This is a genomic window from Flavobacteriales bacterium (genome assembly GCA_025210295.1).
Lineage (GTDB): Bacteria > Bacteroidota > Bacteroidia > Flavobacteriales_D > Parvicellaceae > S010-51.
The window spans coordinates 13,972-28,907 of record JAOASC010000009.1; the positions used below are offsets into that span (position 1 = coordinate 13,972).

The window sequence follows — 14,936 nt, forward strand, 5'->3', positions numbered from 1 at the left end:
AGCTAAGAAAAAAAAACATCAACTAGCGCTCTTACTATTGGTTATCGTCCAAATAATTTATGTGATTACTTTAAACGCCATGCCCCAACTAGTGGCTCCAATATATTTAGGTGTTATATTGCACTTATTTTTAATTCCAGCTATGTTAGTTGGAATTGTTCTTTTAAAAAAAATAAAGCATAGTTTACTTTTTACTGGCTTTATTATAGCTGTCTATCTATTAATTGAAGTTATTAAATTTCGAAGTCAAATTAGTTCTACAAGCATTTCTACCCCTTTTTTTATTCTATATATTTTTGATGTTATTATTATCTTTTTTTCTATTTACTACTACATCTCTCAGTTTAAATCAATTGATAATGGCTATATAATTGACATTATTAAACAACAAAAAAAAATAAAGAAGCAGCACCTTGAGTTATCCAAAACACATGATAAAATTAAGCAATCTATTGATTATGCATTAAAAATTCAATCTGCCTTACTTCCCCATACTGATACCATAACTACAATAATAGACAACCATTTCTTATTGTATTTACCTAAAGATATTGTTGCAGGAGATTTTTACTGGGTTGAAGAAGACGAAGATTATAAATACCTTGCAATTGCTGATTGTACAGGTCATGGAGTTCCCGGAGCTTTAGTTAGTATTGTATGTATCAATGCTTTAAATAGAGCCATACATGAATTCGAGCTAAGTAATACTGGAGCAATTTTAGATCAAACAAGAGCAATTATTATAGAGGAACTTAATGATTCAAAAAACCATATAGCAGATGGAATGGATATTAGTTTACTAAAAATTCCTAAGGATAATAATACAACCAATTTAATGATAGAGTTTTCTGGAGCGAATAACTCCATATATATCGTTAGAGATAATCAACTAATTGAATTCAATGGATGTAAACAACCTATAGGTAGCCATATTAATATGCAGCCTTTTAAAACACAAAAAATTCCAGCATATAAAAATGATACAGTTTATCTATTTACAGATGGCTATCCGGATCAATTTGGGGGCGTTAAAGGGAAAAAATTCAAGAAAAAACCTTTTAAAGAGTTGTTATTAAGTATCTCAAACTTACCTCCAAGAGAACAATCAGTACAATTAAAAAACACACTAAACAGTTGGAAATCTAATATTGAACAGGTAGATGATATTACAATACTTGGCTTTAAATTATCATGAGTTTATGGAATAAAATATCGACTATTGGGGTTACTCCAGACACTCCTTTTTCTCTTTATAAAGAAAAGAAGCTAACGAATAGATTTTATTGGATTATATTCTCAATACATCTACTCTATATCCCCGTTATTATCTTTCTTAAATTAGATCGTTTATTTATTCCTTTTGGATTAGTTATAGCTTCTTTTGCTTTAATTTTTTCTTTTTTAAAAAGAGGGAAGCATGAACTAGGTGCTTTTCTAATTTTAGTTACTGAAACAATCTTCCTCTGCTTCATTTCAACTTTAGGTTATGAAGGATATTTCTTTTTCTACCTCATTCCATTATATATTTTAGCTATGATTGTTATCGCTAACAAAGCGCTAAGTCTCAGTATAACTTTAATTTTAATAGGTGTTTTTTTGATTAGTAGTTTTTTGCAACATCATTTTTATGACCCTAAAATTTCATCACCTACATTAGCTCAAATCTTTTTTATCATCAATAATACCATTATCATTCTTATCAGTGTTTATGCCATTTTCCATTATAAATTAATCAACAGAGAATACGAGCATAACCTTAATTTTCAAAAAAATAAAATTGAAAAGCAACACAAAGCATTAAACAGCCTTCACAAAGACGTTCAAGATTCTATTAATTATGCACAAAGAATACAAAAAGCAATTCTCCCTTCTTCTGCATTAATAGCTAAACATTTTAAGCAAAACTTTTTAATCTACAGGCCAAAGGATGTGATATCAGGTGATTTTTATTGGTTACAAGTTATTGGTGATGATATTTTATTTGCTGTAGCTGATTGTACTGGCCATGGAGTACCTGGAGCTATGCTAAGTCTAATATGTCATAATTCTTTGAATAAATCTGTTAAAGAATTTCATTTGAAATCGCCATCTCTGATCTTAAAAAAGACGAATGAATTAATTAGTTCAACCCTCATGAATATTAATCAAAGTAATATAGATAAAATGAATATTTCTATGATTAAACTCCCTGTAAACTACCCTAAAAAAGAGCATTTCCAATTAGAATATATTGGTATTAATCAACCTCTATTTTTAATAACTGAAAACATACTTAAATCCTTTTCTCCCAATCGTCGACTCATAGATTCTGAACAAACTCAAGTTAGCTATAACACACATAAAATAACGATTAACAAAGGGGATTCTATTTATTTGTTTACTGATGGGTTTTATACTCAAATAGGAGGTAACAACAATAAAAAACTAAAAAGCAAGAACTTTAAAAAATTAATTGAAGAAAACAGTCACCTAACTCTTAATCAACAAGAACAAAAATTAAATGATTTTTTTTATGAATGGCAAGGAAGACTGCCACAAATTGATGATATTTGTATCATAGGGTTAAAATTCTAGACTTATGAAAAAGTATGAATGGAGAAAACAAGAAAAAGAAATTTACCTCCCAAAAAACAGGCCATCCATAATTACTACTCCTGAGTACCAATTCATAACTATTAAAGGTGAGGGAAACCCAAACAATCCAAATTTTGGAGAATACATTAGTGTACTCTATTCCTTGTCTTATGCAATTAAAATGACCTTAAAAAATTTACCTTCTCCACCAAAGGGGTATATTGATTATACTGTTTATCCATTAGAAGGTGTTTGGGATATTAATGAAGAGGCTAAAAAACGTTTTAATGGGAAACTCAATAAAGATGATTTAATTTTTACTTTAATGATCCGACAACCCAATTTTATTTCAAAAGATTTCTTTTTAGAACAATTGGATTTAGTAAAAAAGAAAAAGTATCACCCACTTTTGGAACAAGTGAAATTTGAGAAAATAAAAGGAGGCCAATGTGTTCAAATGTTACACATTGGAAGTTATGATAATGAACCAGAAAGTTTTAAAATAATGGAGGAGTTTGCTGCTTCAGAAAACGTTAAAAGGGTTTCTAAAACACATCGTGAAATTTACCTCTCAGATTTTAGAAAAGTACCAGAAGAAAAATTAAAAACAATATTAAGGTTCAACATTGAAACGAATTCATAACTTCATCCAATAAAAAATAACATTATGAAATTAGGAGCATTCTCAGTTAGTTTATCAGTTAAAGACTTGAACATTTCCAAAGCGTTTTATGAAAAACTAGGGTTTCATGTTTTTGCGGGAGACTTCAAAATGAATTACCTCATCATGAAAAATGGAAATACTTTAATTGGTTTATTTCAAGGGATGTTTGAAAACAACATTCTTACTTTTAACCCTGGTTGGGATGAAGATGCTAATTTATTAGACAAATTTGATGATGTAAGAACCATTCAACAACAACTAAAAAAAGACGGGGTCTCAATCGACAAAGAAGCAGATTCCACCACTAACGGTCCAGAAAGTATTGTTTTAACCGACCCTGATGGAAATGCTATTTTGATAGATCAGCATGTTTAAGCATCATCTTATACAATCAATATTTCTAACGATACTTGCTAAGTAGCAACCGAGCTTTTTCAAAATTATTATTTAGTTCTTGACGGTTTATAGCTGTACTTCTAGTTAAGCAAGTCATTTCTATTGCCAAAGCCCCATATTATTTGTATATTGCAACGCTTAAAAGAACGTTAATAATGACAACTAAAACTGCAACAGTTAAAACAACATCAATCAACGAAGAACAATTAATAAAAGGATATCGTCTAATGCGGACAGCAATGTCTTTAACCGAATTGTATGAAGCAAATAAGGCTATTACAGCTAAATATGTTCATGCAACTTCTAGAGGACATGAAGCGATTCAATTGGCTGTAGGAATGCAACTAAAACCACAAGATTTTGTTGCGCCATATTATAGAGATGACTCTATTCTATTGGGGATTGGAATTACTCCTTTTGAATTAATGTTACAAGTTTTAGCTAAACGTTCAGATATTTTTTCTGGTGGGCGAACCTACTATAGTCATCCTAGCTTAAACAGACCTGACTTTCCAAAAATACCACATCAATCATCAGCAACTGGAATGCAAGCCATTCCTACTACTGGTGTAGCCATGGGAATTCAGTATAAAGAACAAACAGGACTAGGTGAAGATGAAAAAGAAAAACCTGTAGTTGTTTGTTCACTTGGAGATGCCTCTTGTACTGAGGGAGAAGTTTCTGAAGCTTTCCAAATGGCTGCTTTGAAACAACTTCCTATTATTTACCTTGTTCAAGACAACGAATGGGACATTTCCGCTAGTGCAGATGAAATTCGTGCGCAAGATATCACACATTATGCCCAAGGTTTTAAAGGTATGGATGTTGTTACTTTAGACGGTTCAGATTTTACACAATGTTACAATGCAATGAAAGAAGTCATTAATACTGTTCGTAAAGAACGTAGACCTTTTATTGTTCATGCTAAAGTTCCGCTACTTAATCACCACACAAGTGGAGTAAGAATGGAATGGTATAGAGATGACTTAGAAGAAGCTAAATCTAGAGACCCTTATCCTGTATTAAAAAAGCAGTTACTTGACTTAGGAGTTCCTGAAGAGCACTTAATAGAAATAGATGAAGAAGTTAGCCAAATTGTTCAAGCTGATTACGAAAGAGCATTAGCTGAAGAAGATCCTAAACCTGAGGATTTAACAGATCATATTTTTGCACCTACACCAATTACTGAAGAAAAAGGAGAACGTTCTCCCCAAGGAAAAGAAAAAACGGTAATGGTAGATTCTGCTCTATTTGCAATAAGAGAATTAATGGCTAAGCACCCTGAGTCATTATTGTATGGGCAAGATGTAGGACATCGTTTAGGAGGCGTGTTTAGAGAAGCAGCAACTTTGGCTCAACAATTTGGTAATGAACGTGTTTTCAATACTCCTATCCAAGAAGCATTTATTATTGGGAGTACAGTTGGTATGTCTGCTGTAGGGCTTAAACCTATTGTTGAAGTACAGTTTGCTGATTATATATGGCCTGGGCTCAACCAATTATTTACTGAAGTGAGTCGTTCTTATTATTTATCTAATGGAAAATGGCCAGTAAGTATGATTTTGAGGGTACCAATTGGTGCTTATGGTTCAGGAGGTCCTTACCACTCTTCTAGTGTAGAGTCTGTAATTACTAATATTAGAGGAATTAAAATTGCCTATCCTTCTACTGGAGCAGATTTAAAAGGATTAATGAAAGCTGCTTATTACGATCCTAACCCAGTTGTAATACTTGAACATAAAGGACTATACTGGAGCAAAATAAAAGGTACTGAAGGAGCTATGACAATAGAACCAGATGAAGACTATGTTATTCCTTTTGGTAAAGCTCGAACTGTTTTAGAAGCTGAAGAGCAATTCATTAAAAACGGAAGTTCTATCAGTATCATTACTTATGGAATGGGAGTTTACTGGGCTACAAAAGCAGCAAAAGATTATCAGGGACAAATAGAAATTATTGACCTTAGAACATTGAATCCATTAGATAAAGAAGCGATGTTTGAAGCAGCTAAAAAACATGGCAAAGTGATGGTCGTTACTGAAGAATCTGTAGAGAGTACTTTCTCACTTGGTTTAGTTGCTCGAATTCAAAAGGAATGCTTCCAATATTTAGACGCTCCAGTAGAACTAGTTGGATCAGTAGATACACCTGCTATCCCCTTAAACTCTGTTTTGGAATCAACCTTATTACCTAATGCAGAAAAAGTAAGCCATGCTATTGGACAATTACTCAATTATTAACTAACATGATTTGGAAAGAGGCGATTAATCTTGACCAGCTCAATAATACTCCTGAATATTTAGGGAGTTTTTTAGGTATACAATTTACTGAGTGGACGGCAGATTCCATAACCGCAACGATGCCTGTTAATAAAAAAACACATCAACCATGGGGTGTTTTACATGGAGGTGCATCAGTTGCTTTAGCAGAGACTATTGGTAGTTATGCCAGTAGTTTGATTGTTGACTTAAAGCGATTCAAACCTGTTGGACTTGAAATTAATGCGAACCATATTAGACCTGTAACTGATGGAATAGTAAAAGGGATTGGCACTCCAATACATATTGGTCGAACAACACATATTTGGGACATTAAAATCTATAATGAACACAATAAAATTGTTTGTTCAAGTCGCTTAACTGTCGCTATTATTGAAGCCAGTTAAATAACTACGCTATTGTTTTAAGTTTTAACTTCTATGAAAGTATGGTTCGAATATGAATATGGTTATGTCAATATAGATACTCATTACCTCTACTTAACGCGCTCTGGGAATTGGTCTGAGACCACTAAATTAAAAGAGCTATCCACTCATAAGAAAAGCAAAAACATAAAAGGTTTAAGCGTTATTGTTATACTTCCAATCATAGGTTTCTTATTGTTTGGGGGGATTCTTTATCAGCTAAACTCAAACAGAATCAGTCTCACACTACTTATAGGTTCATCTTTACTACTTTTTTTCTTATACCAATATATGAAATCTGAAATTGGAGACCGTTATAAAATCAACTTAACTAAAATAGTTGAGATACAATTCGAAGACAAAAATTGTAGGATTCATTTTTATGATGCAGATAATGAAATGAAAGAAACTGAATTAGTAAACATCTCAGATAAAGGATACGAGACACTTAAAAAGTTAAAATCTTATCTATAATACAACCAATTTTTTATTTTTGCGTCTTTAATGCATTATGAAAAACATTGTTGCAACGTTTATATTTATCGCTACTACTCTCCCCCTATTGGCTCAAAAAGGCAAAAATGGTAGTTTAACTGTTTCCAATACTACTATTGTAAATGAATTTACATCACTTGTGAATGATGCGAACACAGGAGATACGCAATTAACACTAACACAAACAACTTTAAATAATAATAACCGCTTTAATTCCCCGCTTTCACCTGGCGATTTAATTCTAATTATCCAAATGCAAGGGGCTAGTGTTAATGCTTCAGCTGAACCATGGACAGGAAACGGAATCTATGGGCTTCCATTATCACCACAATGGGGTGAAATTACGAATTATAACAATTGTGGAAACTATGAATTAGCAGAGGTTGCAACTGTTAACTCAGCTACTGTCATTACACTTAGATGTAGCTTAAAATATGATTATACGGCTTCAGGAAAAGTTCAAATTGTAAGAGTACCTCGTTTTACTACACTTACTGTAAACGACACCTTATCTACTGAACAATGGAATGGAACGACTGGAGGAATATGTGCTATTGAAGTAGATGGAGATCTCAATATCAATGCTAATGGAGTTATTAATGCTACTGGACTTGGTTTTCGAGGTGGAACTTCAGGATTATATAACAATATATGGGGTTCTGGAGACTTTGCTTCAATAGATCCAACCCACGGCGGGATGAAAGGAGAAGGTATTGCTGGATATACCACAGATTATACGCCTATGGGAGGACAATATGGAAGAGGAGCTCCTGCCAATGGAGGTGGAGGTAGCGCTTCTCATAATGCTGGTGGAGGTGGAGGTGCCAATGCTGGAGACATAATAAATTGGCAGAATGGCGTTGGAGTACCTAATGTAAACTATAATGCTGCTTGGGGGCTTGAAACACCAACAATTGCTAATATTTCGGCTTCAGGAGGAGGAAGAGGTGGCTATACCTATTCATCCAATAATCAAAATGCAAATACAACGCCTCCAGGCGATTTTGCTTGGGGCTCTGATAACAGAAGAAATCAAGGAGGTTTAGGAGGTAGACCTTTAGATTATTCCAACAATCGTCTATTTTTCGGAGGTGGCGGTGGATCAGGAGAACTTAATGATAGCGAAAATGAGGGAGCCAATGGAGGAAATGCTGGCGGCCTAATTTATATTTCAACTTATGGTAACATCAATGGTGCTGGAAAAATTGAAGCAAACGGTGAAAATGGTGAAGATGTATTTACCAATAACCCTCCTACTTTTAGTTATGCTGGAAATGATGGAGCTGGAGGAGCTGGAGCTGGAGGAACAATAAAAATAGAAAACATTACAGGTTCAACTATTGGAGGAGTAACAATTAATGCTAATGGTGGAAACGGAGGAAATCAACAACTTCAAAGGGGACTATTCTTTTTTAACTTAATTGACGAAGCTGAAGGTCCTGGTGGTGGCGGCGGTGGTGGCTATGTGTCAATACCAACTAATACCGCTACAATTAATGTTAATGGAGGAGTAAATGGTGTTACCAACTCTGATGCTCTTACCGAATTCCCCCCTAATGGAGCCACTAGTGGCGCTAATGGATTAGTAGCTAATGGTAGCTCTGTAATTAATCTTCAAGCTAATGGAGACACTATTTGTATGGGAAATTCAACAACTTTGACTGCTAATATTCTACCTACACTTCCTACAAATTCTACAATAATTTGGTATGATAATGCGTATAATATGATCGGAACAGGAACCAATTTTTCAACTGGAACAATCACCAATGATACACTCTTTCATGTAGGAGTTTGTCCAGGAAACCTTTCTGTCGCTGTTTCAGTTATAATAGGAGCTTCGTTTTCAGCCGACACTAATAATCTACAACTCACAAATGAACATTGTAATAGTGCCGACGGTAGCATTACGGGAATTAACATTATTGGAGGTTCATTACCCCTTACCTATTCTTGGAATGGAACCCCGACCAATAATTTAGACACCAACAGCCTTTCCTCAGGAAGCTATCAACTGATTGTTACAGATAATGACGGTTGTTCTTCAGAAATTGGAACCTATACTCTAATTAATGAAACTGGTCCAAGCATTGATAACAGCTCACTGAACACTCAACATGAAACGTGCAATAATAATAATGGAGCCCTAACAGGTATTACAACTAATGGAGGCTCTGCCCCATACCTTTACACATGGAATGGTAACTCCTCTCCACTTGCAATCTCTAATTTGAGTGCTGATACTTACACTTTAGTTGTAACAGATACTTATGGATGTAGCGACTCATCAAGTTATATCATTAACAATATACAAGGTCCATCAATTGACACCTCTGCTCTGCTCATTACTCCTGAAAGTTGTGAAAATTCGAATGGAGCCATTTCAAACATTAGTGTTCAAAACGGTAGTGGTCCTTTTGAATATAACTGGTCCAACAATGATACGACATTAGCTATTGATAACTTGACGACAGGAAACTATACTTTAATTGTTAATGATGTTAACAACTGTATAGACTCTATCACATTCTTTGTTAATGAATTAGGATTCCCTAATGCAGGGTTTACACTCAATGATTCTGTTTTTTATACTGATGAAGCATTTTCTATAATGAATTCTGCTAGTTCAGATGTTGTCAATTGGAATTATAATGCGGGAAATAATACAACTCACAATTCTCCTAATCCAACAATGGTATATGCTATCCCTGGGACTTATCAAATTTGTCAAAACGTTACCAATAATAGTGGTTGTGAAGCCAGCTTTTGTACAATTATAACCATCATCGAAGAGCAACTTCCGTTAGTAATCCCCAATGTACTTACACCAAATGGTGATCATCAAAACGATATTTTTACAATTATCAATTTAACTGAGCATACTTCTCTTCAAATTATGGATAGATGGGGAACTATTGTTTTCCAAGCTAACCCTTATCAAAATGATTGGGATGGCAAGCATACCAATGGGCAAAGTTTATCTGAAGGAACATATTTCTATATTTTAGAAAATGAAAATGAAACAAAAACGGGATATTTTAGCTTGATCAAGTGAAAAAATTGATAACCATATTACTTATAGGCTGTGTTTCATTAATTAAAGCACAACAGTATACACATCATCAAATTAGTGGTAATTATGGTCGGGGATTGTTAATGGGACATTTAGCACGAATCAGCCATCTACCTCAAAAATCAAGTAATCTTTTTGAGCTTAATTATACAAAATATGGAAAAAACTTGCCAGGTTTTGGTCTCGGAATTAACTATATTGAATCAGGAAATCAGGCCTCAATTGGATCTATTACTGGAGTTTATGGCTTTACAGACTTAATATTCAATAAAAAAGATACCACATTGAGGTTTAAAATTGGCTTTGGAGCTGGCTATGTTGAAAAAATCTATACCCCTAACAACAACAACAAAAACATTGCTATTGGGAGCCACCTTAACTCAAATGTTATCTTTAGGATAGAAAAAAACGTATTACTGAATAAACATGCTTGTTACTTTGGAGCTGGATTAACTCACTTCTCTAACGGTTCTTCACAAACGCCTAATTTAGGACTCAACTTTTTAAGTCTAAATATAGGCTATTCATTATACCAGCCCAAACAAAAAAATGTGACTTATACTCCACAAGCAATCGACAGTCAAAATAAGCTTTTCTATGGTATTGCCTACCGAATTGGTATAAGAGAAAATTTTGAACCATCAAGAAAAAAATATACAATACACACTTTGAGTCCGTATATTAAATACACCAAAAACCATAAGAGAAACTACTTAGGAGGCTTAGATATATTTTATAATCCGAGTATCCAGTTTTACGGACAAGATCTTTCTCCAATACGTTTAGGAGGGTATCTAGGAAAAGAATGGGGTATTAACCGTTTACTTCTAGGAATAGACATTGGTTTTTATGTGTTTGATCAATACAAAGAAAATGGTATTTCCTATCAACGTTTAAACATTCATTACTTCCTCAGCGAAAAAATCAAAGCCACTTTCTTATTAAAGTCACATTGGACTGTAGCACAGGCGTTCCAAATCGGGATTGCTTATGAATTAAAAAAATAAGAAATAATACTAATAAATAGATTAGAATACATTAAATTTAGCTTTACAAAGCTTAATTTAGGTTTTCTATGAAATTGATCTCTACTGTCTTTTTATTTTTTATTTTTTTTACTCCCCTTTATTTGCTTGCCCAAAACGAAAAAATTGATTCGTTAACACTTCTCATCGAAAACGCCTCTCCAAATGACGATACCACGATCATTTCTGGACACTATGACATTGCCTCTGAACTAATTAATATAGGTAAATATGAAGCTGCTAAAAAGGAGTTAAAAGTTATGGCCGACTTATCTGAAGCAGCTAATTATGAAATTGGAAAAATCAAAGCTAAATATGGACGAGCAAATATCCATATTTTTGAATCTGAAAACGAGGAAGCACTAACCATATTTCAAGAAATTGAGAATCAAATTGATACTAAAGGGTTAACAGAAGAAGAGAAGTCCCAATTTATGAGCCCTATCTATTCTTCTATGGGGAATATTTACGATTATTACTCTGATTATGGAAAAGCTTTAGAATACCATACCAAGTCTATACAAATTGCTAAAAAGCTAGGTAATGATGTTAACTATGCCATTGGTTTAGGAAATATAGCCAGTGTATATCAAAAAACAGGAGATTTAGATGAAGCAATTGAATACCAACTCAAATCAATAGCAATTAAAGAAAAGGAAAACTCTCCTCTTAGCCTTGGAATTAGTTATTATAACCTCTCGCAGGTTTATGACCAAAAAAAGGACTTTCAAAAAGCAATTGATATGTTAGCATTAAGCAAAGAATATGCGATTAAGGCCAATGATGATATTGGCATTGCACTTTGTAATATTTCCATTGGTAATGCTTATGTTAGCTTATCGGACATAGACCTTGATTCTTTAAAAAACATCACAGCATCTGAATTAAAGCTATTGGATTCTAAAGCTTTATTAGAAAAAGCTTTTCAATATGAATTAGAAGCGATTCAACTATTGGAATCTATCAAAGAAGTTCATTATATCCCTCATGCATACAATGGAATGGGAACTGTACTTGGGAATCAAAAAAAATATAACGAAGCCATTCAATATTACTTAAAGTCGTATAAAATTACTGAGGGAAATAATTTAGCAATGAGTAAAACCTCAGCTGAGGGACTATATGAAGTTCATAAAAGAGCAAAAAAATATAAAGAAGCCCTCTTATGGCATGAAACCTATTTATCCTTAAAAGACTCTATCAATAATGAGGAAAATCAAAAAGAAATAGGAAGAAGACAAGCAGAACTTTCTTATATCAAAACTCAAGAAATCGCTGAATTAAAACATCAAACAGAAATCGAACAAATTAACCATGAAAATGAAAAGAAAGAATTAATCGCTCAAAACAAGCAACGCCAACAGCGCTATATTATTTGGAGTATTGCCTTAGGATTGGTCTTAATTGGTGTTTTTCTAATTGTTGTTATCAAAAGATGGAGAGTAACTAAAGCGCAGAAAGAAACAATAGATCAACAAAAACAATTCATTGAAAAAGAGAAGTTGGCTACTGAAGACAGTATTAATTACGCCAGAAATATTCAAAAAGCAGCTTTCCCCTCTTTGACAGAAGTCAAAAACGTTATTCCCAACAATTTTATTTTATTCAACCCCAAAGACATCGTTAGTGGTGACTTTTATTGGGCCAGTCAAATTGGTAATAAAAAATTTGTTGCGCTTGCAGATTGTACTGGACATGGGGTACCTGGAGCATTTATGACTTTAATTAGTCTAAACATTCTCAATCAAATTATTGCTGATGGTATTGATACGCCTATTGCTATACTAGAACAATTGCACCTTAGACTTCAAAAACGATTGAATAATAAAGACGGTAATGCTTCTAAACATGGATTAGACCTCGCTATTTGTTTGGTGGAAGATCAAAAAGTTACTTATGCTGGTGTACATATCCCTATTTATCATGTAAGAAATGGAAGTTTAACCGAATATAAAGGTCAGAAATTTCAATTAGGTAGTAATGGAGAAACGCTCTTTCAGCAATACGAAATCTTAACGCAACCTGGAGATACTTTTTACATTTCTACGGATGGTTTCCCTGATCAGAAAGGAGGACCAAAAGGAAAAAAATACTTCTACCCTACGCTTAGAAAAAAATTATTGAGTATTGTGCACTTAGAATTAGAAGAACAACGTCAGGATTTAAACAAAGAATTTGTAAATTGGAAAGGACAACAAGAACAATTGGATGACGTCTCTATTCTAGGGTTTAAAATTTAAGTGCATGAGAAGAATTTTTATTTTTTTACTACTCCTATCTTTTCATATTGGGGGCGTTGGGCAAGTTACAGATAGCCTACATCAAGTGATCAAGACGACATCAAGTGATTCTATAAAAGCCAGTTGTTATCATCAACTTTCAAGTATTTATAACAACCATAATCAATTAGATTCAGCTCTGTATTATCATCAATTATCCCTCGCGATAAGTACCACTAATCAATTAGAAGAAATTATCTTTTATAATAAAGAGGTACTTGCCATTATCTATGCTAAAAAAAGTGAATATCAATCTGCTGACTCCTTGTTATTAAATTTAGAAAAAGACATTCTAAATGCTCAACTTTCAGACTCGATCAAAAAACCACATTTACTTTCTGTCTACATTACGTTAGGCATTATTAATACCATTAATAATCATAATAGTAAAGCTCTAGAATTCTATTTAAAAGGGGTGAAACAAGCCAAAGCAATCAATAAAACTGGAGCATTAGCTACTTTGTATAATAACATAGGAAATATTTATATTTCTGAAGAAGATGATGATTTGGCACGAGAATATCTTCTTAAAGCAAAACAAATTTATCTACAAAGAGAAGACTACAAAGGCTTAACAAAAGTACATCATAATTTAGGGAATATTCATCGTTATCACAAAGCGTTTCAATTGGCAATTAATCAATATGAGAACGCTAAAAAGTACGCTACTTTAAATCACGACTCCATTTCGATAGCTAATGAAAATGGTAAAATAGGCCAAACTTATTTAGAACTTTACGAGAACTATAACGATTCTGTAGTCGTAAACTCTAATGAGCTCAACTTATTATCTAAGACTTCACTTTTAAATAAAGCGCTTAATAATTATCTCGAAGCCAAAAATTCTCTTATCAAGCGTAATATGCCTGTCAATAAAATTGACAATAAAATTGGAAAAATCTACTTATATCAAGGAAAGTATCAACAAGCAATCCAACTGTTTAATAAAAATTATGACACGTTTGACCTTTACGCTATCAACGACAAAATTGAGGCTATTGAAGGCTTAAAAAAAGGCTATAAAGCATTGAATAATTTTCAAAGTGCTTTAAAATGGAATGAAGAACTAGCAATATTAAATGATACCTTAAAAGAACGAGAAAATCTTAAAGAATTTGGGAAAAAACAAGCTGAGTTATCCTATATCAAAACTCAAGAGATTGACGAATTAAAACATCAAACAGAAATTGAGCAAATTAATCATGAAAATGAAAAGAAAGAATTAATCGCTCAAAACAAACAACGCCAACAGCGTTATATTATTTGGAGTATTGCCTTAGGATTGGTATTAATTGGTGTTTTTCTCATTATTGTTATCAAAAGATGGAGCGTGACTAAAGCGCAGAAAGAAACAATTAATGCACAAAAATTAATAATAGAAAAAGAGAAATTAGCTACTGAAGACAGTATCAATTACGCCAGAAATATTCAAAAAGCAGCTTTCCCCTCTTTGACAGAAGTCAAAAACGTTATTCCCAACAATTTTATTTTATTCAACCCCAAAGATATCGTTAGTGGAGACTTTTATTGGGCCAATCAAATTGGTAATAAAAAATTTGTTGCACTTGCAGATTGTACTGGACATGGGGTACCTGGAGCATATATGACTTTAATTAGTCTAAACATTCTCAATCAAATTATTGCTGATGGTATTGATACGCCTATTGCTATACTTGAACAATTACACCTTAGACTTCAAAAACGGTTGGATAATAAAGACGGTAATGCTTCTAAACATGGATTAGAC

At 33.2% G+C, this 14,936-nt stretch carries 11 protein-coding genes; all 11 read left to right on the plus strand.

Translation table 11 applies throughout. The annotated features are described in order from the left end of the window. The first annotated feature begins 79 nt into the window (after positions 1–79). Positions 80–1,195, plus strand: a complete 1,116-nt coding sequence (locus N4A35_01330) for a serine/threonine-protein phosphatase (GenBank protein ID MCT4580032.1) — start codon at positions 80–82, stop codon at positions 1,193–1,195. Then, positions 1,192–2,574: a SpoIIE family protein phosphatase gene (locus N4A35_01335; protein MCT4580033.1), complete on the plus strand. Its 1,383-nt coding sequence runs from the start codon at positions 1,192–1,194 to the stop codon at positions 2,572–2,574. The genes N4A35_01330 and N4A35_01335 overlap by 4 nt, the downstream gene beginning before the upstream one ends. A 4-nt stretch (positions 2,575–2,578) precedes the next feature. Continuing rightward, positions 2,579–3,217, plus strand: coding sequence for a GyrI-like domain-containing protein (locus N4A35_01340; protein ID MCT4580034.1), 639 nt, complete (start codon positions 2,579–2,581; stop codon positions 3,215–3,217). A gap of 24 nt (positions 3,218–3,241) precedes the next feature. Continuing rightward, positions 3,242–3,613 carry a VOC family protein gene (locus N4A35_01345; GenBank protein ID MCT4580035.1) on the plus strand — a complete coding sequence of 124 codons (372 nt, stop codon included), beginning with the start codon at positions 3,242–3,244 and terminating at the stop codon, positions 3,611–3,613. Positions 3,614–3,789: 176 nt separating this feature from the next. Then, complete coding sequence (locus tag N4A35_01350) at positions 3,790–5,874, plus strand: thiamine pyrophosphate-dependent enzyme (protein MCT4580036.1); 2,085 nt, start codon at positions 3,790–3,792, stop codon at positions 5,872–5,874. Positions 5,875–5,879: 5 nt separating this feature from the next. After that, on the plus strand, positions 5,880–6,299 hold the full coding sequence (locus N4A35_01355; GenBank protein MCT4580037.1) for a hotdog fold thioesterase: 420 nt from the start codon (positions 5,880–5,882) through the stop codon (positions 6,297–6,299). A gap of 33 nt (positions 6,300–6,332) precedes the next feature. Further along, positions 6,333–6,791 (plus strand): hypothetical protein, encoded by a 459-nt coding sequence (locus tag N4A35_01360; GenBank protein MCT4580038.1) that lies wholly within the window; start codon positions 6,333–6,335, stop codon positions 6,789–6,791. A 37-nt stretch (positions 6,792–6,828) separates the two neighbouring features. Further along, on the plus strand, positions 6,829–9,867 hold the full coding sequence (locus N4A35_01365) for a gliding motility-associated C-terminal domain-containing protein (protein ID MCT4580039.1): 3,039 nt from the start codon (positions 6,829–6,831) through the stop codon (positions 9,865–9,867). After that, complete coding sequence (locus N4A35_01370; protein MCT4580040.1) at positions 9,864–10,892, plus strand: acyloxyacyl hydrolase; 1,029 nt, start codon at positions 9,864–9,866, stop codon at positions 10,890–10,892. The genes N4A35_01365 and N4A35_01370 overlap by 4 nt, the downstream gene beginning before the upstream one ends. Positions 10,893–10,960: 68 nt before the next feature. Beyond that, entirely contained in the window at positions 10,961–13,150 is a 2,190-nt protein-coding gene (locus tag N4A35_01375; protein MCT4580041.1) for a tetratricopeptide repeat protein, read from the plus strand. Positions 13,151–13,154: 4 nt separating this feature from the next. Then, on the plus strand, positions 13,155–14,936 hold a 1,782-nt coding region (locus tag N4A35_01380), incomplete at its 3' end, for a hypothetical protein (protein ID MCT4580042.1).

Bases quoted from the DNA above. Each gene is read 5' to 3' on its own strand.
- N4A35_01330 (MCT4580032.1), top strand. From the start codon at position 80: ATGCCCCAACTAGTGGCTCCAATATATTTAGGTGTTATATTGCACTTA.
- N4A35_01335 (MCT4580033.1), top strand. From the start codon at position 1,192: ATGAGTTTATGGAATAAAATATCGACTATTGGGGTTACTCCAGACACT.
- N4A35_01340 (MCT4580034.1), top strand. From the start codon at position 2,579: ATGAAAAAGTATGAATGGAGAAAACAAGAAAAAGAAATTTACCTCCCA.
- N4A35_01345 (MCT4580035.1), top strand. From the start codon at position 3,242: ATGAAATTAGGAGCATTCTCAGTTAGTTTATCAGTTAAAGACTTGAAC.
- N4A35_01350 (MCT4580036.1), top strand. From the start codon at position 3,790: ATGACAACTAAAACTGCAACAGTTAAAACAACATCAATCAACGAAGAA.
- N4A35_01355 (MCT4580037.1), top strand. From the start codon at position 5,880: ATGATTTGGAAAGAGGCGATTAATCTTGACCAGCTCAATAATACTCCT.
- N4A35_01360 (MCT4580038.1), top strand. From the start codon at position 6,333: ATGAAAGTATGGTTCGAATATGAATATGGTTATGTCAATATAGATACT.
- N4A35_01365 (MCT4580039.1), top strand. From the start codon at position 6,829: ATGAAAAACATTGTTGCAACGTTTATATTTATCGCTACTACTCTCCCC.
- N4A35_01375 (MCT4580041.1), top strand. From the start codon at position 10,961: ATGAAATTGATCTCTACTGTCTTTTTATTTTTTATTTTTTTTACTCCC.